This is a genomic window from Streptomyces sp. NPDC047042 (genome assembly GCF_040644035.1).
Taxonomy (GTDB): Bacteria; Actinomycetota; Actinomycetes; order Streptomycetales; family Streptomycetaceae; genus Streptomyces.
In genome coordinates, this window is the sequence record NZ_JBEYVP010000010.1 from 237,168 (window position 1) to 258,923 (window position 21,756).

Consider the following 21,756-nt stretch of genomic DNA (forward strand, 5'->3'; position numbering starts at 1 on the left):
CTACGGGTGTGTGTCCGTCAGGGCGATGACCTTGTCCAGGCGGTCCAGGGTGGCCTGAAGGTCGTCGGCCTTGGCCTGGATGCGGTCGCGCTCGGCGCGCAGCATGGCTCGTTGGTCGGCGTCCGTGTGGCCGGCGGTCCAGCACGGGAGGAGTTCCGCGATTCTCTGGCTGGTCAGGCCGGCGGCGTACATCTCCTGGAAGAAGCGGACCAGGGTGACGGCGTCCTGCCGGTAGAGGCGTTGGCCGGACGGGCTGCGCTCCGCAACGAGCAGCCCCTGCTGCTCGTAGTAGCGCACGGCGCGTACCGAGACGCCGGCGCCGCGCGCCACCTCGCCGATGCGGATCAGTGGCTCGGACCGCGCCGTCTCCGTAACGGTCATCGGATACCTCCGGCTCTCTGACGGACAGCACTTGCCTCTGACGTCCACGTCAGCTTTCAGCGTACGGGCATGGACGTCAACAAATCAGTCGCCCTTGTCGCCGGAGCCAACTGCGGCCTGGGTCTACGGCTACGGCTACGGCTACGGCGCCACGGTGCCGTCGGACACCACCGACTCCCCGGCCGTCCTCGCCGTCGGCACGGTTGCTTCCGGAGTAGCGGCTGTCGAAGCCGCCGGTGTGGGTACGGGGGACGTGTCCGGCGGAGTGTCGATGCCTTCGGCGGGGGCCTGGCTCGGGGCGGCGGGCGGGTCGACGGGCGGTTCTTCGGTGGGTGCCCCGTCGGGGTCGCCGGAGCCCGTGGTGGCCGGGGTCGACGGGATCGGTGTGGCAGGTGCGGGTGATGGCTTGGGCGTAGCTGTGCCGTCGGGGGACTGTGTCGGCGGGCTCGTCGAGACCGGTGGGGCCTGTGGGACCGTCGGGGAACGGGAGGAGTCGGACGTCGTCAGCAGGTTCAGGGGGAGGGCGATCAGCGCGGCGACCGCGCAGACCATGCCCACTGCGGCCGCCGTGCGGGTCCGGCGGCGGCGGGTCGCGGTGCGGCGGATCTCCTCGAAGCGGCCCGGGGGCGCGCCCAGGTAGGAGGGCGTGGAGGTGGGGGAGAGGAGGACGAGGAGGGGGTCGTCCGGGTCGTGCTCGGGGCCGGGGGGGCCGAAATCCGGGTCGTCGTCTTCGTCAAAGCGTGTGGTCAAGGCTTTTCCTCAGGTGGGCGCGGAGCAGTTCACGGGCCGCGTGGAGGTCGGCCTTGACGGTTCCTTCCTTACGACCGGTCAGCGCGGACACGTCCCGGATCGGCATGTCAGCGTAGTAGTGCAGGAGGATCGGCACGCGCAGTCGTTCCGGCAGTGACTGGACGAGCAGGCGGATGGAAGGGTCCGACGCCTCCGTGTGGGGGCGCAGGGCCGCCTCCGACGTCACGTGCCGCATGGCCTTGCGTTCGCGTTCCATTTTGCGCCAGTGGTCCCGCACGATGTTCGCCGCGGTCACATAGAGGAAGCCGCGCGGCTCGTCGACGGACGTCCAGCGCGCCCACAGGCGGGTGAACGCCTCCGAGGCGATCTCGTGGGCCGTCTCGTCGTCGTCGACGAGCCGGCGGCACCAGCCGGCCAGCCGCGGGTAGAGGGCGGCGAACAGCTCGGACGCTGCTTTGTCGCGGGACCGTTTCAACGCTCTCCATGGTGCTGTTGCCACGGGCGTGGCACTCGTGGGGGAGGACGACGAGCCGGCGGCGTACGTTCCGGCGGCCCGTCGTCCTTTGTCTTCCAGTACGTTCACGAATTCACGGGCTCACGGGCTCACGGAGTCGTCGACGACGTCAGCGCGGCGAACACGATCACGTTGTCGAGGTAGCCGGTGGCATCCTTCGGGCCGCCGCACGTGATGAGCCGCAGCTCCGGGCGGCTCACGTTCCCGTAGACGTCCTCGGCCGGGAAGTCGGCCTTGGCCACCGTCCGCAGGGACGTCACCGTGAACTCCGCCTCCGTGCCGTTCTCCAGGCGCGCCACGATCTTCTCGCCCCGGCGCAGTCGCGGCAGTTCGTGGAAGACACCGTCCCCGTACTCGCCGACCGAGACATGGCCGAGGATCACCGACGGCCCGGTCTGTCCCGGCGTCGGCGAGTGCTCGTACCAGCCGGCCTGGTCGTGATCGGTGATCGGGGGCACCTCCACGGTGCGGTCGGACGCCAGGCCGAGCCGCATGACCGGGGTGTCGACCCCGATGGCGGGGATCCGCAGCCGCACGGGGACCGAACGGCCCACCGGGCGGGCGGAGTTCGTGGTGTCCGTGGTGTCCGTGGAGTTCGCGGAGCTGTGCGTGCCCGCGGCCGACTGCTGCTTGCCGGAGGCCGAGCGGGGTGCGGTGGTGCCGGGACTCGCGGTCCCTGTCGTCCGTACGCCCTCGCCGTCCGAGGAACAGCCCACGAGCAGCGCGGCCGTCGCCGCCATGGCCGCCGTTCCGAACGCGCGCCTGGAGAGCACGGTCACGCCCCGGTCGCCTGCCGACGGCGTACGACGAACACGACGGCGCCACCCACGGCGAACGCGGCGGCGGCGCCCCCGCCGATCAGGGCCCCCGAGTTACCGGAGTCCGTCGACGTCTGCGTCACACCCGTGTTGGGCGCGCCCTTCGGAACCTCGGCGACCTGGGCCGGCATCTGGGTGGGGGCTTCCTTGGGCGCGTCTTCGGCGGGCACCGGGGTGACCGTGTCGGCGGGGGCCTGGGTCGGGGCGACGCTCGGCTCCGGGGTGGCCTCGGTCGGGGCGGTGCTGGGGACCGCGCTCGGGTTCGTGCCGTCGGCGAACGCGGGCGCGGTGCCCGCGAGTACGGCGGTGGCCGCGAGTGCCACGGCGCTGAGGACGGTACGGCGCACGGTACGGCGCATGGAATCGCTCTCTTTCGTCGGTCCGCCGGAGGAAGACCGGGCCCGTTGGTCGGGCCGGTCCCGGCGGGCTGAGTGACGGAACGTGCGGAGAGACGAGTCGGCGCGGAAACGGGTTGTAAAGAGCTGGCAAAGTCGCCGAGTTGGCTGGTCAGGGCGTCCGATTCCCTACCTCTTCCCTACCCCCCTTCCTACTTCGGCGCGGCCCTCAGCTCCTCCCTCAGCTCCTCCAGGAACGGGATCAGCGCCGCGTTGACCTCGTCCGGCCGCTCCTGTTGCGTCCAGTGGCCGCAGCCCTCCAGCACCACCGGGGCGCGTCGCAGGTTGGGCATCAACTTCGGGAGCTGTGCGATGAGTTGGGGCGTGCCCGGGAACGCCGGTACGAGGTCCTTGTCGCCGTACACGTACAGCGCGGGCGGGCTGACCACCGCCCCGTGCCAGGCCGCCGTCAGTTCCCAGTTGCGGTCGATGTTGCGGTACCAGTTGAGGGCGCCGGTGAAGCTGCCCCCGAAGCTCTCGACGAGCGAGTCCAGGTCCGACTCCGTGAGCCAGGACGGGAGTTGGTCCGGGACGGGCATCGTGTCCAGCCACCCCTGCCCCGGTTCGACCAGCGGCTGCTTGCCGGTGCCCGCGTCGGGGCCGTCGCCGGAGACGGCGTAGAGGGCCTTGCGGAGGGTGGTGCGCGGGTCGCGGGCCAGCTCGGCGTCGGCGACGCCGGGGAGGTTGAAGTAGTTCCAGTAGAAACGGCCGCCGTAGATCGCCTCCATCACGCCCAGCGGGCGGCGATCGCCCCGGAACGGCGGCGGCACGCTCAGGCCCGCCACCCCGCGTACGACGTCCGGGCGCAGCAGCGCGGTGTGCCAGGCCACCGGCGCGCCCCAGTCGTGACCGACGACGTACGCGGTCTCCTCACCGAGCGCCCGGATCAGCCCGACCACGTCTCCGACCAGATGCAGGATGCTGTACGAGGCCACGTCCTCGGGGCGGTCGCTGCGGCCGTATCCGCGCTGGTCGGGGGCGACGACCCGGAATCCGGCGGTGGCCAGCGGCCCGAACTGGTGGCGCCAGGAGTGCCACGACTCCGGGAACCCGTGCAGCAGCACGACGAGCGGCCCCTCGCCCGCCTCCGCGATGTGCAGCCGGATGCCGTTCACGTCCACCATGCGGTGCTCGACCGCTGTGCGGTGCTCAACCACGGTGCGGTGCTCGACCACTGTGCGGTGCTGATCCCCCGTGCGATGTTCGTCCACTGTGCGGTGTTCGTCCATGATGCAAAGGGTATTGGTTGCTATCGCAATCGAAAATCCGGGGTGCGGTTGGCGAACAGTTCCGCCTGTCTGTCCCCCGGCAGATTGCCGAGGCTGACCAGGTGCGGGGCGTACGCGAGGGCGTGCGCGCGGGCCGACTCCCGCGCCGCCCACACCGCCCGTACCGTGCCCTGCACCCCCTCCGGGGGATACGACGCGATGACCCGGGCGCACTCCACGGCGGCCGTCAACGACCCACCGGGCGCGGTGACTTCACTCACCAGGCCGATCTCGTGGGCCCGTGTCGCCGACATCCGCTCCGCCGTGCCCATCAGCGCCATCCGCGCGATCTCCCCGTACGGCATCCGCTGCGCCATGCCCATCGTCTCGTAGGCGCTGACCATGCCGTACGTGGTGTGCGGGTCGAAGAAGGTCGCGCTCGGGTCGGCGACGATGAACTCCGCCTCGGCGAGGAGGTAGAAGGCGCCGCCGCACGCCATGCCGTTCACCGCCGCGATCACCGGTTTCCACAGGTCGTTCGCCTTCGGGCCGATCCTCTCGAGCGGATCGTCCACCATGTAGGGCGAGTTGGGCTGCGGGACGACCGCGGCACGGTCGAGACCCGTACAGAAGGCGCGCGGTCCGGCCCCCGTGAGGACGATCGCCCGTACGGTGTCGTCGAAGCGCAACTCCCTCCAGGTGGCGGCCAGTTCGGCGGCGGTGGCGAGGTCGAGGGCGTTGAGCCTCTCCGGCCGGTCGAGGGTGACGACGGCGACCCCGGTCTCCTTGTCGGTGGACAGGCTCAGGCTCACGGGCGCTCCAGGATCCACTGCGGAAGCCCGGCGGAGGAGAAGACCACCTGCACGCGAGCGCCGATGCGAATCCGGCCGGGAGCAAGGGAGTTGAGGGACGCGTCGGGGCCGGTGACCAGGTTGCCGACCAGCCGGATGCGCGGCGCGTCCGCGAGTTCCACGACGATCACGTTGTACGGGGCCTGCTCGGCATAGTCCGGGAGGAGCGGGGGGTGCGGGACGACGTACGACCAGACGCGTCCGCGCCCGCTGACCTGGCGCCACTCGCTCGCGAAGGACTGGCAGTGGGGGCAGCAGGGGCGGGGCGGGAAGCGGGGTTCGGCGCAGTCGGCGCAGGTCTGGACGCGGAGTTCGCCCTGGGCGGCGTACTCCCAGAAGGGGGCGCCGTCCTCGTCGATGACAGGGGTCAGCATCTCAACTCCTCAGCTCCTCGGACTTCTCAGCTCCTCGGACTTCTCAATTCCTCAACTCCGCAGGAGAAGGGCGGAGGTGGGGACGCCCTCGCCCGCGGTGACCAGGCAGGTGGAGGCGTCCGGGACCTGGGCGGTGCTGGTGCCGCGCAGTTGGCGTACGCCCTCGTTGATGAGGTTGAAGCCGTGGACGTACGCCTCGCTGAGGCCGCCCCCGCCGGTGTTGATCGGCAGCCGGCCGCCGCTCTCCAGGGCGCCGCCCTCGGTGAACGCGCCGCCCTCGCCGCGTCCGCAGAAGCCGTAGCCCTCCAGTGAGAGGGGGATGAGGGCGGTGAACGCGTCGTAGATCTGGGCCACTTGGACGTCGTCGGGGGTGAAGTCGGCGTGTTTCCAGAGGTGTCGGGCGGCTGTCCAGGCCGGGCCGGTCAGCGGGTCGTCGTTCCAGTAGTTGACCATGCCGTGGTGCTGGGCGGGCAGGCCCTGGGCGGCGGAGTGGATGTAGACGGGGGTGCGGCGGCAGTCGCGCGCCCGCTCCGCCGACACGACCACACAGGCCAACGCGCCATCCGTCTCAAGGCAGTTGTCGAAGAGGCAGAGGGGTTCGCTGATCCAGCGGGAGGTCATGTACATCTCGCGGGTGAGCGGACGGTCGTACATGATCGCGTCCGGGTTCTGGTTCGCCCGGTTGCGGCAGGCGAGGGCGACGTTGAAGAGGTGGTCGCGGGTCGTGCCGTACTCGTGCATGTGGCGGCGCGTGAGCATCGCGATCTCGTCGGAGGGCCGGAGGAGGCCGAAGGGGCGCGTCCACTGGGCCGGGGTGGGGAGTTGGGCGGTGGTGTTGCGCCACGGGCGGGGGCCCGAACCCCGCTTCCGCGACCTCCAGGCGACGCCGACCGTGGCCTGCCCGGCGGCTATCGCGGTGGCGAGATGGGCGACGGTGGCGCAGGAACCGCCGCCGCCGAAGCCGACCTTGGAGAAGAAGGTGAGGTCACCGAGGCCGAGTGCCTTGGCGACCTCGACCTCGTCGGTCTCCTCCATGGTGTAGGAGGCCAGCGCGTCGACCTCGGCGGGTGCGATGCCCGCGTCGTCGAGCGCGGCGAGAATCGCTCGGCACGCCAACGTGCGTTCGTTCTCGGGGAGTTGGCGGGCGAAGGGGGTCTGGCCGATCCCGGCGATGGCGGTGGCGTCCTTGATTCCGGTGACGTCCTTGCTACCGGCCTTGACTGGTGCGACTGCCATGACTGCACACACCTCCGCGCGAGAGCCCGGCTGCTGATACCTGCTGATACCTGCTGATGCCGCTGCCTGTCGACGGCTGGCCGACGGCTGCTGACAGGGCGTCAGGTTACAGCTAATCTGACGGACAGTCAGCTCTTGTGCGGTGAGGTGTTCTGGGGAGGCTCGCGGTGCGCGGTGACGTGGAGTGGGGCAGCATTCCGGGGCTGGTCCGGGCGGCGGTTGCGCGGTACGGCGACACCGAGGCGGTCGTGGACGGCCGTACACGCGTCTCGTACACGGAGTTGGGCGCGCGGGTGGAACGCGCGGCGGCGGCCTGCGTCGCGAGCGGGGTGGAGCCCGGCGACCGGGTGGCGATCTGGGCGCCCAACTCCCTCGACTGGATGGTGGCCGCGCTGGGCGCGGTGTCGGCCGGCGCGATCCTCGTACCGCTGAACACGCGCTTCAAGGGGACGGAGGCCGCGTACGTACTGGCGCGCAGCCGTGCGAAGTTGCTGTTCGTGACCGGGACGTTCCTCGGCACGTCGTACGTGGCCTCGCTGCGAAGGGCGGCGGGGACGGGCGACGGCGGCGGGCCCCTTCCCGGGCTGCCGGAGCTGACGGACGTGGTGGTGCTGGGGGAGGACGCGCCGGCCGAGTTCCGTACGTGGAAGGACTTCCTGGCGGGCGGCGACGGAGTGGACGCGGCGGTCGTACGGTCGAGGGCGGAGGCGGTCGAGGGCACCGACCCCTCGGACATCGTCTTCACCTCCGGCACGACGGGCCGGCCTAAGGGTGCCGTGATCACGCACGCGCAGTCGCTGCGGGCGTACGAGATCTGGAGCGAGCTCGCGGGCCTGCGGGAAGGCGACCGCTATCTCGTCGTGAACCCCTTCTTCCACACGTTCGGCTACAAAGCGGGGGTGCTGGCCTGCCTGATGCGGGGCGCGACGCTGATCCCGCAGCCGGTGTTCAACGTCGACACGGTGCTGGCGAACGTGGCGGCGGAGCGGGTGTCGGTGCTCCCCGGGCCGCCCACTCTCCTCCAGTCGCTTCTCGACCACCCGTCCCGGTCCGCGTACGACCTGTCGAGCCTCCGCCTGATGGTGACGGGGGCGGCGGTGGTGCCGTTGCGGCTGGTGGAACGGTTGCGTACGGAGCTGGGGGTCGCCGCCACTGTCCTGACGGCGTACGGGCTGTCGGAGGCGAGCGGCATCGTCACGATGTGCCGCCGGGGAGACGAGGCGCCGGTGATCGCGTCGACGTCCGGGAGGGCGATCCCGGGCATCGAGGTGAGGGTGGAGGCGCCGGTGGGGGAGCCCGGGGAGGTGCTGGTGCGGGGCTTCAATGTGATGCGGGGCTACTTCGAGGACGCGGACAGCACGGCCGAAGTCGTCACGGGGGATGGGTGGTTGAGGACCGGGGACGTGGGCGTACTGGACGCCGAGGGCAACCTGCGGATCACCGACCGCATCAAGGACATGTTCATCGTCGGCGGCTTCAACGCCTACCCGGCGGAGATAGAGCAGCAGCTCGGACTGCACCCGGATGTAGCCGACGTCGCGGTGATCGGGGTCCCGGACGCGCGCCTGGGGGAGGTCGGCAAGGCGTACGTGGTGCGGCGGCCGGGGGTGAGCCTGACCGGGGACGACCTGATCGCCTGGGCGCGCCGGGAGATGGCGAACTACAAGGTGCCGAGAGCGGTGGAGTTCGTGAGCGGGCTGCCTCGGAACGCGAGCGGGAAGGTGGTGAAGGGGGAGTTGCGGGGGTGGTGAGTTGAGATGAGTTGACGGGGGAAACTGCGGGCGGCTCAGTGGGTCTGTGTCTGTGTCTGTGTCTGCGGCTGGGTGCGTCGGGCGTAGGCGCGGGCCGCGCGGGCTCGGTCGCCGCAGCGGGTGGAGCACCAGTGACGGCGTCCGGTGCGCAGCAGATAGCGGGTGCAGGGGGCGGACCCGCAGGCGGCGAGGCGGTCGGCGTCGGGCCCGGTGAGCAGGTCGGCGGCGTTGGCGGCGAGGGCCGCGAGAGCGTGGTCGAGGATCTGGGTCGTGGGGTGCGCGGCGGCGCGGTGCAGACCGCGCGTCTCGTCCCAGCGCAGCAGGGAGGCCGCCGGGGCCCGGGTCAGTGCGTCGTTGACGGCGACGAGAGCGCTCGGCGGGGCGGCGTGCCCGTCGACCCGGGAGGCGAGCAGCGCCCTGATCTGCTCGCGCAGCGACCGCAGTTGGGCGGCGCACATCTCCTGCAGGCCGGCGTCGACCGGGGCGAGACCGCGTTCGGTGAGCCACTGGTTGGCGGTGGCCGGGGTGCCGATCAGGTCGAGGAACTGGCCGCCGGGCAGGGCGACGACGCTGTTGGCGAAGTCGAGCGCGGGGTACTCCTCCGCCCCCGGCGCGGGCGGCGGGCTCGGCTCGGCGGGCACGGGCACAGGCGCGAGCATCCTCATGGTTCTCACGTTCTCACGGTACAGCTTGCTCGTATCCGTGAGAAACGGTTACGGTCTTCTCACGGATAAACCGTCTCTCATCCGTGAGGTGTCTTCTTCATGGCTTCTGGCAGTACGCCCAGCGAGCAGGTTCCCGTCCACGTGTTCGGGGGCCCGACCGCCCTCATCGAGTACGGCGGGCTGAGGTTCCTCACCGACCCGACCTTCGACCCGCCCGGCGACTACCCGGCCCCCAAGGGCCCGCCCCTGACGAAGACCGCGCCCTCGGCCGTCACGGCCGCCGACCTCGGCACCGTCGACGCGGTGCTGCTCTCCCACGACCAGCACCCCGACAACCTCGACCACTCCGGCCGGGCCCTCCTCGCCGACGTACCCCTCACCCTCACCACCCCCAGCGGCGCGGGCCGCCTCGAAGGCAACGCCCGGGGTCTCGCGCCCTGGGAGTCCGTCGCACTGAGCCGCCCCGACGGCGGGACGGTGACCGTGACGGGCGTGCCCGCCCTGCACGGACCCGAGGGGGTCGCGGACGTCGTGGCGATCGCCGGCGAGGTCGTCGGTTTTGTCCTGACCGGGGACGACCTGCCCACGGTCTACGTCAGTGGGGACAACGCCTCGCTCACTCACGTCAAGGAGATCGCCCAGCGGTTCGGCCAGATCGACACCGCCGTCCTGTTCGCCGGGGCCCCTCGCCGGCCCATCTTCGACGGCGCGCTGCTCGTCCTCGACAGCGCCCAGGCCGCCGAGGCCGCCGAGATTCTCGGAGCGCGCCGGGTGGTCCCCGTCCACTGCGACAGCTGGGCCCACTTCACCGAGGGCCGCGCCGATGTCGAGGCCGCCTTCACCGCGGCCGGACTGGAGGACCGGCTGCAACTGGACTGACGGGGGCGACTGGACGACGGGCGGCCTTCCGCGCCTACCGGAAGCCGAGGTGCGGGTCGGTTCCGGCCAGCTCGGCGCTGGCGGTCCACAGGTCGGCGGCGACGGCCGGGTCTGCCATATGGGCGGGGACGGTCTCACTCCGTGGTGTGCCGCGGAGGCCGAAGACCCTCGGCCCCCACAGCTGTCCTCCCCGCACCTGTGAGTCCAGGACGGCACGGACGACGGGCCATGCTCCGGCGTCCTTGCCCTGCACCAGGAGCCCGGCGGGCAGGGACCGCAGGCGCTCGCCGGCGGTTGTCGCGTGTATCGGCGGGCGGGACGGGGTGAGGGCGTCCAGTGCGCCGCCGGGGTGGGCCACCACGCTGAGCACCGTGCTGTCGGCGGCGCGCAGGCGACGCTCGAGTTCGAAGGCGAAGCACATCTGCGCCAGTTTCGATCGGCCGTAGGTGCGCTTGGGCTGGTAGTCCTGGGTCGACTGGAGATCGGCCATATCCAGTCGCTCGGATCGGGCCGCGAAGCTTCCCACCGTCACGATGCGGGCGCCCGGGGCCGCGGACAGGAGGGGGGCCAGCCACTGGGTGAGCGCGAAGTGACCGAGGTGGTTGGTGCCGAACATCAGCTCGTGGCCGTCGTTCGTCTCCCGACGCGGCGGGTCGTCGAGTGCGACCCCCGCGTTGTGGACCACGGCGTCGAGATGACCGAGGTCCAGCCTTTCCACGGCGGCCTTCAAGGACGTCAACTCGGCCAGGTCCAGTCGCAGGTGCCGCACGTGCGCGCCGGGGACGCGCGAGCGGATCGAGGCGATGGCGGCGTCGGCCTTCGCGGGGTCCCGGCTGCCGAGCACCACGAGGGCGCCGGTGGCGGCGAGTTGCTCGGCGACGAAGTAGCCGATCCCGGCGTTGCCTCCGGTGACCAGGAAGTTCCTGCCCTCGGCAGACGGCAGCCGGTGAACGTCCCACGGCCGCCGGCTCGGGGTTGCGGAAGACACGATGACAAGCTCCTTGCGCTCGGGGACAGCGTGCTCACGGGGAGCACCGACCCACCCAAGGTCGCAACCTGCACCGACACGGCGCTGACAGATCAGGGCCGCCGCCGACAGACTGCCGACAAACCTTCCGTTTGGGCCGGTACCGGGTGTGTACCGGGTGTGCCGCGCGGGGGTGTAGAACGCGTAGTACGGTTGTGGCATGGAGGGTCGCAGTGAAGTGCCGCTCAGAGAACTCAACCAGCAGACCTCGCGGGTCATGGCCCGCGTCGAGGCGGGCGAGACCGTCACCATCACCAAGGACGGTGTGCCGATAGGGGACATCGTGCCCCACGGCGTGCGCGACGGGATTCGTACCGGGCGGCCGGTTTACGCCTTCAGAACCGACCCGATGGGCTCGCTGGAGATCCCCGACCTGGGGGGACCAGTACTGGGTGACGACGAGATCGACGAGACTCTGCGGGGGATGGGCGCCACTGATGGCTGAAGTGTCCGGACCCGCGATTCCGGTAGCCATCGCCGACACGAACGCGCTGTACCGCCTGTTCACGCCCAAGGACCCGCGTCACGCCGCGCACCGGGCGGCTCTTGCCAGAGTGGGGCACCTCGTCGTCTCCCCGATGGTCCTCACCGAACTCGATTACCTCCTCACGGAGCGAGTAGGGCCCCGGGCGTCCATGAACGCTCTCGACTTCGTCGCAGGCCAGGTGGAAGCCCGCCGATTCGGGATCCCGGACTCCGCACCGCACCTACGCGGCGCGATGGCGGTGATGCGGGGCTATGAGGACGCCGGTGGCGGCAAGGGGGTAGGCCTCGCGGATGCCATGAACGTGGTGCTGGCCGCCGCGTTCCAGACCGCCGACGTCTTCTCCACGGACCGGCACTTCCGCATGATGCGCCCGCTCACAGGGGAGACGGCGTTCCGGCTGCTGCCGGACGACCTCTGAGCGCCTCAGCCCTTCACGTCCGTGAGGAAGGCTGCCCAGGCCCCGGCCTGGAAGAGGAGGACGGGGCCGTTGTGGGGGGCGGTTTTGGAGTCGCGTACGGGGACGACTCCGGGGGCAGATGAGACCTCGACGCAGTCTCCGCCGGTGCCGTTGCTGTAGCTGCTCCTGCGCCACAGCGCAGAGGTCAAATCAAGCTCGGTGTTTGCCATTTCGATAGTCCTCAGCCGCAGTTTCGATCATGGCCAGGGACGCCTCGGGTGGCAGAGCGGCGGCCCTGAGCAGATCGTACGACTCTCGGTACTGCTTCACGAGCGCCGGGTAGTCGATGAGTTGCCCGCTGTGCAGGCTTTCGGTGTAGACGACGGGTGGGGCGTCCGCGAAGGCCATCATCTTGGTCATGCCCATCATGAACGGGTGGGCCGCGGTGGTTTCCGGAACGATCTGCACAATGGAGTGCGTCGTCCTGATCACCTTTGCGATGTGCTCCAGGAGTTCGGCCATCCCCGCGTCGGGAAGGACTCGGCGGTGCAACAGTGACTCGTCCAGGATGGCCCAGAACGCGGGAGGTTGCTCGGTGTCGAAGATCGCTGCCCGCTCCATCCGGGCCTGGACCTTCTCCTCGACCTCCGCGTCAGAGACCCGAGGCATCGCCGCGCGCGTGAGTGCGCGGGCGTAAGCGGCCGTCTGGAGCAGGCCAGGCACCAGCATCGGTGCCCACTCCTCGATCGACTCAGCGTGCTGCTCCATCTCCAGCACATCCGCGAAATACTCCGCATGCCCCGACTGCTTCGCCCGCCGCGCGTCTTCACAGCGTCGGACGAAAAAGCCGTCCGTGCCGAGTTTCTGGTCGACGTGTTTTGCCAGGTCCATCGTCATCCGGCGTTCGCCGCGCTCGACCTGGCTCAGGAACGAGATGCCGCGCCAGCTTCCCTCGACCAACTGCTCCAGGGTCAGGCCCGCCTGCTCCCTCCGGAAGCGCAACTCGGCGCCGTAGAAGGAGGGGACGTTCGCCGACGCGTCGGGGTTCTTGGCTACGGGCACGACGTACCACCGTCTCTTTCCAGTTGCGCTGTGCAATCTGAACGCCTTCCACCGTACGCACCGTCACGTCACTCTGTAAGGGAATCGTCACAGAGCGCACGTATGTGTGCGTTGAGCAGGAAGGTCCCCATGGAGTCGACGCCGCCCCAGAACCAGAACCAGAACACCACCGTCTTCGACGCGACCCTTTGCGTCGAGGAACTCCGTGCCGCCCTCGGAGAGCACGGCATCACCCTGCCGTCCCTGCGGATCGATCTGCCGGGTTTCGCGGGGAGTTACCAGCCGACCAGAGGGCACGTCGAGCTGGGCGGCTGCAACGCGGCCACCGCGAGGAAGCTGGCCGCCGTGCTGAGGAACGCGGCCGGGCGGTGAGCGGGGCGGAGTTCGGGGCCGAGCTGTTGGCTGTCGCCAAGGTGGTGCCGGAGCTGCGGCGGGCCGTGCGGGAGTGGTTGGGGGAGGTGTGCGAACCGGTGGGCGGGGACGTCGAGTTGTGCGTCACCGAGCTGGTCGGCAACGTCATCCGGCATGTGGGGGAGGGGACCCCCGTCTCCGTACGGGTCGCCCGCGTCGACGGCGCTCGTATCAGGGTCGCCGTCAGCGATCCCGACCCGCGAGCCCTGCCGGTGCTGCTCAGCGCCACGGCGGCCGACGAGTCGGGACGTGGACTGGGGCTGCTGGGCGCCCTCGCCGTGCGGTGGGGCGTGGAGGTCGAGGCCGTGGGCAAGACGGTGTGGTGCGAGTTGGCGGGTCCCGGTGTCCCGCGGGCCGTGGAGTGTCGGCGGGTTAGCGTCGAGCTGGGGAGTGAGCGTCGGGCTCAGGAGCGTGCATCCAGCCTCCAAGCCGCCCGATAGACGCACGACACACCGGAGGACCGACGAAAGTCCGTAGCCAGGCTGGTTCCCGAGTCGGTGCTGATCGCTTTCCCACGCGCACGGAATTCGTTTCCCACCACGAAGAAGCGATCGATCCCTGGGTCACCGCATCCAGTCGGTGGTTCTGCCTCCTACAGCTTCACCGAGAGATTCCCTACCGTGGCCGTTATGGTCAGCTCGCCACCGATCGCGTGCAGGTATGCGGCCATGGTCGAAGTGTCCAGGCGGGCGAGGCCCCGCTCGATCTGGCTGACCCGCCCCTGGGTGACCCCCATGGCCTTGGCGACCTGGACCTGCGTGAAGCCTTGGGCTTTGCGGAGAGCGGCCAGTTCGTGTCCTCGCTCGGCGTCGACCATCTCCGCCTTTATGGCGTCGATGCGCTCGCGCTTCTCGGGGGTGATGTCGGCCGTCAGGTCGGCCATGGTGCCGAGTTTCATCTGTCCTGCCCTTCCTTTTTCTCCTGCTCCAGCGCTTCAAGGTAAGCCGTGTACTTGTCGTCCGCTTCCTTGACCGCTCTGGGATACCAGGCTGCCCACCGCCGCCCGGCCGCCTTGTTGTCCGCTACCAGGAAGATGGCCCGCCGTTCGGGGTCGAAGACGAACAGCATCCGGATGCTCACCGTGCCGCCGCTGCGCGGACGCAGTTCCCGCATGTTCCGGTAACGGCTCTTCTCAATCGCGCCGACCGTCGGGCGGCGGAGCGCCGGGCCCACCTCAAGGAGCCGTTCCAGGGCGGCTATCACATGAAGGTGGCTGTCCGGGTCCTCCTTGGCGAGCGTCTTGATCCAGTCCAGCACATCTTCAAAGAACCGCAGCTCATAGGGTTCGGCCACACACAAAAATTAGCATGAACTAATATTGTGGGCAACCTGGGGATTCCTCTTGCACTGGGTCACCTTGCCGCGAGGAATGCTGTCGGCGCTTCTCACTTGAGTCCTGGCAGGAGCCGCAGTTCGCTGATCTTCAACAGCCGCGCGAGGGCCAGGAAGGCCAGGGCCAGCGTGAGTGTTCCAGCGGTCAGGGCGAGCGCGTTGGGCCCGGTGCCGGAGCCCGAAGTCGCGGCACAACCGCGGGCGGCGGTCCACCCCAGGGCCGCGGCCGGGCCTGCGGCGCACAACAGCTTGGCGTACGTACGGCGCAGTGCTCCGTCGTACGACACCCCCCGGACACACCACGACCGCGACGGCTCCCCCTCCGCGCCGCCGCGGTCGTTCCCCCCGTCCCGGTGTACGTCTGTCAGATGTACGTCCGTCAGGTGTACGTCAGTTGGAGACGGTGGCTCAGGCCTCTTCGCCCGTTGCGTGGACGTCGTTCGGCTTGGTGGTCGTCGGTTCCGTCGTCGCGTGGACGTCGCCCAGGATCGTCGCCGTGGCCTTGGTCTTCTTGGCCGGTTCGGTCGTCGCGTGGACGTCGCCCAGCGTGGTGGCCGTGGCCGGCTCGCTCGTCGCGTGTACGTCGGTCGGCTTGACTGTGTCGCTCATCTTGCTGTCTCCCCTGAAGCCTGAATGGTGACCGGTAGGACTGAGGGCCCCGCCCCGCGACTCCCCCGCGGACTGCGGGGCGGGGCCCCTGGGCCGGTTCACCTTAAGAGGTCCGGCCCTCTGTCGTTCCGCCTGCCCCCCGACGCGACGGCTCGACAGGGACGAGCCTGCCGGACGGCGATAAACGAACGATGAACGCCGCTCGTTATTCGGTTCGCCCGAGCAACCTTCAGCAGTTCGTACGCGTCGTGCGGCCGAGCAACTCCCGTACCGCGTCCGCCTCCGGTGCCCCCAGCGACTCGAAGATACCGAGCGCCTCCTGCCAGCACACCTGGGCGCGGTCGAGTTGGTTGATGCCGTGCAGGGCGCGGCCGAGGACCGTGAGGACGTTGCCGCGTCGCCACTCGCCGCCGATGCCCCGCAGGACCGTCAGCGCCTGCTCGGCGTTGGCCGCCGCGCGTGCCGAGCGGGAGGCTGCGAGGTCGACCTCGGCGAGGCGGAAGAGGGTCATGCCCTCCCACAGGCGCTGTCTGCTGTCCCGGAAGATCCGCAGCGCCTGGTCCAAGTTGTCCGCCGCGTCAACGAGTTGGCCACTTTGGGTGAGCGCCAGGCCCAGCGCGTAGCGGCCGTTGGCGCCCCGTACGGTGTGGCCCATCGCGTCGTACATCGCCGTGCCCTGCTGGGCGAGGGCCACCGCGCTGTCGGTGCGGCCCGTGGCGAGGTGGATGCGGGACAGGTTGCACAGGGCGCTCGCCTCGCCGGGGCGGTCGGCGAAGGCGCGGTAGCTCTCGATGGCGCGGGTGAAGTGGGCCTCGCCCGCGTCGTGCCGGTTCTGGTAGAGCGCGACGACGCCGCTGATGTTGGACGACCAGCAGGCGGTGTACTCGTCGTCGGCGGCGAGCGCCAACTCCGTTGCCCGCTCGGATTCCTGGACGGCGGCGTCGAAGAGGCTGCCGGAGACGTGGTGCACGAAGGCGAGGGTGGTGAGGGCGCGCGCCTCGGTGCGTTGGCACCCGGATGCCCGCGCCGCGTCCCGTACGGTGGCCGCGACCGCCTCGTACTCACGGGAGTTGGTGCCGGACTCGGCCAGCTCGACGGCCGCCCACAGGACGTCGGCGGCGCGGCGCAGGGTGTGCGGCTGGGTCGCGGACTGCCGTACGCAGGCCAGCACGCACACCGCCTCCGCGTGCACCCAGTCCTGCGCGGCGTGGCTGTCGGCGAAGGTCAGCCCGGGATACTCCGCCTGCTCCAGGTTGTCGACGAGCCTGTCCTCGGGGCGCTGGATCCGGTAGGTCGCGGCGACCGTCGCGAGGTAGAAGTCGAGGAGCCGGGACATCGCCGACGCCCGTTCGCCGGGCGGGTGTTCGTCCCGTTCGGCGCATGCACGCGCGTAGAGTCGTACGAGGTCGTGGTAGCGGTAGCGGCCCGGCGCCGCCGATTCCAGCAGCGAGGTGTCGACCAGGGACTCCAGGACTTCCTCGGCGTCGTCGACCGGCAGGTTCAGGACGGCCGCTGCCGCCGCCAGGGAGATGTCGGGGCCGTCGGCAAGGCCCAACAGGCGAAAGGCGCGGGCCTGTTGGGCGTCCAGGGCGCCGTAGCCGAGTTCGAAGGTCGCCTTCACGGCGAGGTCGCCTGCCTGGAGCTCGTCCAGGCGCCGGCGTTCGTCGCCCAGCTTCTCCGCCAGGACGGACACCGTCCACGTTCTGCGCGCCGCCAGCCGGGACGCCGCGATCCTGATCGCCAGCGGCAGGAAACCGCAGGCCGCGACCACGTCCAGGGCGGCCTTGCGCTCGGCGGCGACCCGTTCCTCGCCCACGATCTTCGTGAACAGCTGGAGGGCCTCCTCGGGGGACATCACGTCCAGGTCGACGAGATGGGCTCCGGCCAGGTCCACCATCCGTACCCGGGAGGTGACCAGGGCCGCGCAGCCCTCCGTGCCGGGCAGCAGCGGACGTACCTGGGCGGCGTCGCGCGCGTTGTCCAGCAGGACCAGGACCCGGCGGCCGTCCAGCACCGAGCGGTACAGGGCCGCGCGTTCCTCCAGCGAGTCCGGGATCGCCGAGTCGGGCGTGCCGAGGGCGCGCAGGAAGGCGCCGAGGACGGTCTCCGGCTCTGCCGCCCGGGTGCCCGCCCCCTGGAGGTCGATGTACAACTGCCCGTCGGGGAAGGCGGATCGGGCCTGGTGGGCCACGTGCACGGCGAGCGTCGTCTTGCCCACGCCGCCGATACCGGCCAGCGCCGATACGGCCATCACCCGGCCCTGCGCCGAGGACGCCGACGAGGCGGACGACAGGACCTTGCTCAGCTCGGAGACAAAGGCGGAGCGGCCCGTGAAGTCCGGGACCGTGGCCGGGAGTTGAGCGGGCCGGACAGGTGCGGGGGTCGGTTCCGGTGCGAGCGGGGCGGAGGGCTCGGCGAGACCCGGGTCCGCCTGGAGGATGCGCTGCTGCAACTCCTTGAGGCCGGGCCGGGGATCGACGCCGAGTTCGTCGGCGAGGAGGCGGCGCGTGTCCGCGTACACCGCGAGGGCCTCGGCCTGCCGGCCGCTGCGGTACAGCGCCAGCATCAGCAGCTCGCGGAGGCGCTCCCGGAGCGGATGCTCGGCCGTGAGGGCGGTCAACTCGCTGACGGACTCGGCGTGGCAGCCCTGCTCGAGGTCCATGTCGAGGCGGGATTCGAGGAGTTGGAGCAGCCACTCCTCCAACCGGGCCCGCTGGGCGTCCGCGTAGGGTCCCGGGACGCCTGCCAGCGGCTTGCCGTCCCACAGTTCCAGTGCCTGGTTGAGGACGTCCCGCGCATGGGACAGATCACCGGCGCTCTTGGACTTCTCGGCCTCCGCGGCCAGTTCCTGCGCGACCGTCACATCGAGCGCGCCCTCCGCGAGCGAACGGATCGCGTAGCCGCCGGACTCGCTCACCAGCACCCAGGCGCCCAGCACCTTCCGCAGCCGCGACGCGTACGTCCGTACCGCCGCCAGCGCCTGCGAGGGCGGTTCCTCGCCCCACAGCGCGTCGATCAGCTCGGCCGCCGTCGCCGTCCGGCCCTCGCGCAGCAACAGCGCCGCCAGCAGCGCCCGTTGCTGCGGAGAACCGGTGGGCAGCGACTCCTCGTCGCGCCAGGCCCGTACCGGCCCGAGCACGCTGAAGCGCAGCGCCGCCGAGGAATCATCCGGAGAGTCCGCCGGGGACATTACCGGCGTATCCCTGGGATCCCGCTGTGCCGGCACCCGCGGTACAGCCGGTATGTCACCCATCACCGCTCCCTGCCGAACTTCAAGACCAGAACAGCAGTTTGCCTTGTCCATGGCATGTGCGTCAGCTCCGGGGACAGTGATCACAGACGGGCGCACGAGGTATCACAGGGTTCTCACACGGTCTCCGCACAGGTTTCCACAGAAAGGGACACCCGGCCGCGTAGCTGACGGTTCGTCAGATCAGCGCTACCGTGCCTTTCATGGAGACGACTGTGGAGAGTGCTGTGGAGAGCGCTGGGGAGAGTGCGGAGACCTCTGCCCCCGTGTTCCCGAAGATCATCTCGGTGGACGACCACACGGTGGAGCCCCCCAACGTCTGGCAGGACCGGCTGCCGAAGAAGTACCTGGACATCGGCCCCCGTGTGGTCCGGGCGCCGCTGAAGGAGATGTCGTTCCTCGGTGGCCGGTTCAAGCCCGTCATGGGCGAACCCGGCGACGACGGCCCGATCGGCGACTGGTGGATCTACGAGGACCTGCGCCGCCCCCTCACCCGCCTCGACACCGCCGTCGGCTACGACCGGGACGAGATCAAGCTCGAAATCATCACCTACGAGCAGATGCGCCCGGGTTCCTACGATGTCCCGCAGCGACTGGCCGACATGGACATCAACCACGTCCAGTCCGCCGTCTGCTTCCCGACCTTCCCGCGCTTCTGCGGCCAGACCTTCACCGAGGCGGCGGACCACGAGCTCGGGCTGCTCGGCGTACGCGCGTACAACGACTGGATGGTGGAGGAGTGGTGCGGTCCGGCCGCCCAGGGGCGCCTTATACCGCTCACCCTCATCCCGCTCTGGGACGCCGAGTTGGCGGCGGCCGAGGTTCGCCGCAACGCCGCCCGGGGGGTCCGCGCGGTCGCCTTCTCCGAGATCCCCCCGCACCTCGGCCTGCCCTCCGTCCACGGCGATGACTGGGACCCCTTCCTCGCCGCGTGCGCCGAGACGGGCACCGTCATCGCGATGCACATCGGCTCGTCGAGCCGTATGCCGTCCACGTCCGCCGACGCCCCGCCCGCCGTCGGCTCCACCATCACCTTCGCCAACTGCTGCTTCTCGATGGTCGACTGGCTGATGAGCGGCAAGTTCGAACGCTTCCCGCAGCTGAAGATCATGTACGCGGAGGGCCAGATCGGCTGGATCCCGTACATCCTGGAACGCGCCGACGTGGTCTGGGAGGAGAACCGGGGCTGGGGCGGAGTCGCCGACAAGGTCCACCGGCCGCCGTCCGAACTGTTCGCCGACCACGTCTACGGCTGCTTCTTCGACGATGCCTTCGGCCTGCGCAACCTCGACTCGATCGGCGTCGGAAACGTCCTCTACGAGACCGACTACCCCCACTCCGACTCCACTTGGCCCGGTTCGAGGGAGGTCGGCGAGCGACAGATGGGCCATCTGGACCCGGAGGTCGTGGAGCGGATCGTACGAGGCAACGCGATCGAACTGCTGGGCCTGACGCCGGACGGGCTGTGGCGGCCCGGCACGTCGGCGTAACGGGAGGAAACTGGCGTACAACCCTTAGCGTCGCTGGTCATCCGGTACCGTGAACTTCCTTGGGGGGCCAAGTGGTCGGAATGTGAAGACGTGTTGCCGAGCGCGGCTGCCCCCACAGGACTTAGCGTCCGCAGTGACCGCACAGCGAAAAACGGGGGCCGTCCGTTGCCGTACACCGCCGAGATCAGCCGGACCAACCCGGGATGCTTCATCTTCCTCGTGGACCAGTCCGCTTCCATGAGCGACCCGATGGAGAGCGGTGAGACGACACAGCCGCGCGCCGAGGTGGTCGCGGGCGCCATCAACCGGCTGCTGACGGAACTGTCGGTCAAGTGCGCCAAGGAGGAAGGCGTACGCGACTACTTCCACGTCGCCGTCATCGGCTACGGACACCAGCACGTCGGCTCCGCCTACCAGGGCGTCCTCGCCGGCCGTGACCTCGTTCCGCTGAGCGAGGTCGCCAACAACCCGGCGCGGGTGGAGAGCCGTACCAAGAAGGTGCCGGACGGCGCCGGCGGGCTGGTCGAGACGACCGTGCAGTTCCCGGTGTGGATGGACCCGGTGACCAACGGCGGCACACCGATGACCCGCGCCCTCGGCTACGCCGACACCCTCGTGTCCAACTGGGTCGACGCCCACCCCAGCGGCTTCCCGCCCATCGTCCTCAACCTCACCGACGGCGAGTCCACCGACGGCGACCCGACCAGCGCGGCCATCGGCCTCGCCTCGCACGCCACCGCCGACGGCCCGGTCCTCCTCTTCAACCTGCACGTCTCCGGCACCGGCGGCGCCCCCATCACCTTCCCGGACAACGAGGAACAACTGCCGGACACGTACGCCAAGTTGCTGTTCCAGATGTCCAGCGTCCTGCCCAGCCACATGCGTTCGTACGCCGCCTCGCAGGGCCACCGGGTCAGCGAGACCACCCGGGGCTTCGTCTACAACGCCGACATCGTCTCCATCGTGGAGTTCCTCGACATCGGCACCCGCGCGACGGAGCTGCGCTGACCATGGGGGACATCCCGGCACTGCCGCAAGCGCAGTGGTTGTGGACGCAGAAGGCCGGCAGCAGCCCCGAGGAGTGCGAGGACGCCGCGTACTGCTGGCAGTCCGGCGAGGCCGGCGTCGACAGCGCCGGACGAGCCGTCGCGTCGCTGTACGCCTCCGTGTCCGACGGCGCCTCGGAGAGCCTCCTCGCCCGCGACTGGGCCGCGCTCCTGGTCCGCGACGCCGTCGAGTCCATGCGCCTCGCCGGTGACTGGTGGCTGGAACTCGGCACGTTCGTACGGGACTTGATGGAGCGGTCCGCCGTGCACTGGGACGCGTTCCTCACCCGCTACCAGGCCGCGCGCGCCGAGGCGGGCAGACCCATCGCCTGGTACGAGCAACCCGGCCTGGAAAAAGGCGCGTTCGCCACCGTGCTGGGAGCGGAGATCCGGGCCACCGTCCTGGAGGACGGCACGACCCACTGGTTCTGGTACGCCTTCGCGCTCGGCGACAGCTGTGTGTTCCAGCTGCGGGACGGGGCCCTGGTGGACTCCTTCCCCCTGCGCTCGGTCGACGAGTTCGGGATCACCCCGCAGCTGCTGGGAAGCCGGAACCGCGATGCGGAACTGGTCGCGGAACGGATGCGGGTGACGTGGGGCGAGCTGCTGCCCGGCGACGAACTCCTGCTCACCACGGACGCGTTGGCAGCCTGGCTGCTGTCCCGGTCAACTAACCCCGATGGCAACGGGGTTGCCGCGCTGCCCGCCTTCTCCTCCTTCGACCAGCAGGACTTCACCGAATGGGTGGACGACCAGCGGGCGCGGGCCCGGATGCGCAACGACGATGTGACCCTCGTCCGAGCGAGAGTGTGAACCTCATCCG

The 21,756-nt window shown here is 70.2% G+C and carries 27 protein-coding genes; 9 read left to right on the plus strand and 18 right to left on the minus strand.

Annotated elements, in window-relative coordinates; translation table 11 throughout:
- The 9 genes from ABZ855_RS14195 to ABZ855_RS14235 form a co-directional block, all read right to left on the minus strand.
- Positions 1-381, minus strand: a complete 381-nt coding sequence (locus ABZ855_RS14195; protein ID WP_360806133.1) for a MerR family transcriptional regulator — start codon at positions 379-381, stop codon at positions 1-3.
- 141 nt (positions 382-522) lie between these two features.
- A complete protein-coding gene (locus ABZ855_RS14200) occupies positions 523-1,131 on the minus strand; it encodes a hypothetical protein (protein WP_360806136.1) in 609 nt (202 codons plus the stop codon).
- Entirely contained in the window at positions 1,115-1,606 is a 492-nt protein-coding gene (locus ABZ855_RS14205) for an RNA polymerase sigma factor (RefSeq protein ID WP_319208994.1), read from the minus strand. The genes ABZ855_RS14200 and ABZ855_RS14205 overlap by 17 nt, the downstream gene beginning before the upstream one ends.
- A gap of 128 nt (positions 1,607-1,734) precedes the next feature.
- Positions 1,735-2,424 carry a class F sortase gene (locus ABZ855_RS14210; protein WP_360806140.1) on the minus strand — a complete coding sequence of 230 codons (690 nt, stop codon included), beginning with the start codon at positions 2,422-2,424 and terminating at the stop codon, positions 1,735-1,737.
- Positions 2,421-2,810 (minus strand): sortase-dependent protein, encoded by a 390-nt coding sequence (locus ABZ855_RS14215; RefSeq protein WP_360806286.1) that lies wholly within the window; start codon positions 2,808-2,810, stop codon positions 2,421-2,423. The genes ABZ855_RS14210 and ABZ855_RS14215 overlap by 4 nt, the downstream gene beginning before the upstream one ends.
- A gap of 200 nt (positions 2,811-3,010) precedes the next feature.
- Positions 3,011-3,982: an alpha/beta hydrolase gene (locus ABZ855_RS14220; RefSeq protein WP_360806289.1), complete on the minus strand. Its 972-nt coding sequence runs from the start codon at positions 3,980-3,982 to the stop codon at positions 3,011-3,013.
- Positions 3,983-4,107: 125 nt separating this feature from the next.
- The gene (locus tag ABZ855_RS14225) at positions 4,108-4,878 is read right to left on the minus strand and encodes an enoyl-CoA hydratase/isomerase family protein (RefSeq protein ID WP_360806143.1); all 771 of its coding nucleotides are present in this window, start codon (positions 4,876-4,878) and stop codon (positions 4,108-4,110) included.
- A complete protein-coding gene (locus tag ABZ855_RS14230; RefSeq protein WP_360806146.1) occupies positions 4,875-5,291 on the minus strand; it encodes an OB-fold domain-containing protein in 417 nt (138 codons plus the stop codon). Before ABZ855_RS14230 ends, ABZ855_RS14225 begins: the two co-directional genes overlap by 4 nt.
- A 51-nt stretch (positions 5,292-5,342) precedes the next feature.
- Complete coding sequence (locus tag ABZ855_RS14235; RefSeq protein ID WP_360806149.1) at positions 5,343-6,527, minus strand: lipid-transfer protein; 1,185 nt, start codon at positions 6,525-6,527, stop codon at positions 5,343-5,345.
- Between the two features lie 167 nt (positions 6,528-6,694).
- Here ABZ855_RS14235 and ABZ855_RS14240 point away from each other — a divergent pair, with 167 nt between their 5' ends.
- Positions 6,695-8,278, plus strand: coding sequence for a FadD3 family acyl-CoA ligase (locus ABZ855_RS14240; RefSeq protein ID WP_360806152.1), 1,584 nt, complete (start codon positions 6,695-6,697; stop codon positions 8,276-8,278).
- 35 nt (positions 8,279-8,313) lie between these two features.
- On the opposite strand, the gene ABZ855_RS14245 is transcribed toward ABZ855_RS14240, so the two are convergent.
- Positions 8,314-8,943: an ABATE domain-containing protein gene (locus ABZ855_RS14245; RefSeq protein WP_360806292.1), complete on the minus strand. Its 630-nt coding sequence runs from the start codon at positions 8,941-8,943 to the stop codon at positions 8,314-8,316.
- A 99-nt stretch (positions 8,944-9,042) separates the two neighbouring features.
- On the opposite strand from ABZ855_RS14245, the gene ABZ855_RS14250 reads away from it, so the two are divergent.
- Positions 9,043-9,822 carry an MBL fold metallo-hydrolase gene (locus tag ABZ855_RS14250; protein WP_360806155.1) on the plus strand — a complete coding sequence of 260 codons (780 nt, stop codon included), beginning with the start codon at positions 9,043-9,045 and terminating at the stop codon, positions 9,820-9,822.
- A gap of 34 nt (positions 9,823-9,856) precedes the next feature.
- Here the strand turns inward: ABZ855_RS14250 and ABZ855_RS14255 are convergent, their stop codons facing one another.
- The gene (locus ABZ855_RS14255) at positions 9,857-10,810 is read right to left on the minus strand and encodes an SDR family NAD(P)-dependent oxidoreductase (RefSeq protein ID WP_360806158.1); all 954 of its coding nucleotides are present in this window, start codon (positions 10,808-10,810) and stop codon (positions 9,857-9,859) included.
- A gap of 199 nt (positions 10,811-11,009) precedes the next feature.
- On the opposite strand from ABZ855_RS14255, the gene ABZ855_RS14260 reads away from it, so the two are divergent.
- Together ABZ855_RS14260 and ABZ855_RS14265 are read left to right on the plus strand one after the other, a co-directional pair.
- Positions 11,010-11,294 carry a type II toxin-antitoxin system prevent-host-death family antitoxin gene (locus ABZ855_RS14260; protein ID WP_360806161.1) on the plus strand — a complete coding sequence of 95 codons (285 nt, stop codon included), beginning with the start codon at positions 11,010-11,012 and terminating at the stop codon, positions 11,292-11,294.
- Positions 11,287-11,754, plus strand: coding sequence for a PIN domain-containing protein (locus tag ABZ855_RS14265; protein WP_360806164.1), 468 nt, complete (start codon positions 11,287-11,289; stop codon positions 11,752-11,754). The genes ABZ855_RS14260 and ABZ855_RS14265 overlap by 8 nt, the downstream gene beginning before the upstream one ends.
- A gap of 5 nt (positions 11,755-11,759) precedes the next feature.
- Here the strand turns inward: ABZ855_RS14265 and ABZ855_RS14270 are convergent, their stop codons facing one another.
- Positions 11,760-11,963, minus strand: coding sequence for a DUF397 domain-containing protein (locus ABZ855_RS14270; protein ID WP_360806167.1), 204 nt, complete (start codon positions 11,961-11,963; stop codon positions 11,760-11,762).
- The gene (locus ABZ855_RS14275; protein ID WP_360806170.1) at positions 11,944-12,795 is read right to left on the minus strand and encodes a helix-turn-helix transcriptional regulator; all 852 of its coding nucleotides are present in this window, start codon (positions 12,793-12,795) and stop codon (positions 11,944-11,946) included. Before ABZ855_RS14275 ends, ABZ855_RS14270 begins: the two co-directional genes overlap by 20 nt.
- A gap of 129 nt (positions 12,796-12,924) precedes the next feature.
- On the opposite strand from ABZ855_RS14275, the gene ABZ855_RS14280 reads away from it, so the two are divergent.
- Positions 12,925-13,167 (plus strand): hypothetical protein, encoded by a 243-nt coding sequence (locus ABZ855_RS14280; RefSeq protein WP_360806173.1) that lies wholly within the window; start codon positions 12,925-12,927, stop codon positions 13,165-13,167.
- Positions 13,164-13,646 carry an ATP-binding protein gene (locus tag ABZ855_RS14285; protein ID WP_360806177.1) on the plus strand — a complete coding sequence of 161 codons (483 nt, stop codon included), beginning with the start codon at positions 13,164-13,166 and terminating at the stop codon, positions 13,644-13,646. The genes ABZ855_RS14280 and ABZ855_RS14285 overlap by 4 nt, the downstream gene beginning before the upstream one ends.
- Positions 13,647-13,798: 152 nt before the next feature.
- Here the strand turns inward: ABZ855_RS14285 and ABZ855_RS14290 are convergent, their stop codons facing one another.
- The 5 genes from ABZ855_RS14290 to ABZ855_RS14310 form a co-directional block, all read right to left on the minus strand.
- Positions 13,799-14,104, minus strand: coding sequence for a helix-turn-helix transcriptional regulator (locus ABZ855_RS14290; protein ID WP_155056486.1), 306 nt, complete (start codon positions 14,102-14,104; stop codon positions 13,799-13,801).
- Positions 14,101-14,499: a type II toxin-antitoxin system RelE/ParE family toxin gene (locus ABZ855_RS14295; protein ID WP_360806180.1), complete on the minus strand. Its 399-nt coding sequence runs from the start codon at positions 14,497-14,499 to the stop codon at positions 14,101-14,103. The genes ABZ855_RS14290 and ABZ855_RS14295 overlap by 4 nt, the downstream gene beginning before the upstream one ends.
- Before the next feature lie 92 nt (positions 14,500-14,591).
- Complete coding sequence (locus tag ABZ855_RS14300) at positions 14,592-14,825, minus strand: hypothetical protein (protein ID WP_360806183.1); 234 nt, start codon at positions 14,823-14,825, stop codon at positions 14,592-14,594.
- A gap of 121 nt (positions 14,826-14,946) precedes the next feature.
- Positions 14,947-15,147: a hypothetical protein gene (locus ABZ855_RS14305; protein WP_360806186.1), complete on the minus strand. Its 201-nt coding sequence runs from the start codon at positions 15,145-15,147 to the stop codon at positions 14,947-14,949.
- A gap of 229 nt (positions 15,148-15,376) precedes the next feature.
- Positions 15,377-18,337, minus strand: a complete 2,961-nt coding sequence (locus tag ABZ855_RS14310; protein ID WP_360806189.1) for a BTAD domain-containing putative transcriptional regulator — start codon at positions 18,335-18,337, stop codon at positions 15,377-15,379.
- Positions 18,338-18,600: 263 nt separating this feature from the next.
- Here ABZ855_RS14310 and ABZ855_RS14315 point away from each other — a divergent pair, with 263 nt between their 5' ends.
- The 3 genes from ABZ855_RS14315 (at position 18,601) to ABZ855_RS14325 (ending at position 21,746) form a co-directional block, all read left to right on the plus strand.
- Positions 18,601-19,887 (plus strand): amidohydrolase family protein, encoded by a 1,287-nt coding sequence (locus ABZ855_RS14315; protein WP_360806192.1) that lies wholly within the window; start codon positions 18,601-18,603, stop codon positions 19,885-19,887.
- A gap of 165 nt (positions 19,888-20,052) precedes the next feature.
- Positions 20,053-20,895 carry a vWA domain-containing protein gene (locus ABZ855_RS14320; protein WP_360806195.1) on the plus strand — a complete coding sequence of 281 codons (843 nt, stop codon included), beginning with the start codon at positions 20,053-20,055 and terminating at the stop codon, positions 20,893-20,895.
- Positions 20,896-20,897: 2 nt separating this feature from the next.
- Positions 20,898-21,746: a hypothetical protein gene (locus tag ABZ855_RS14325; RefSeq protein ID WP_360806198.1), complete on the plus strand. Its 849-nt coding sequence runs from the start codon at positions 20,898-20,900 to the stop codon at positions 21,744-21,746.
- Positions 21,747-21,756: the final 10 nt, after the last annotated feature.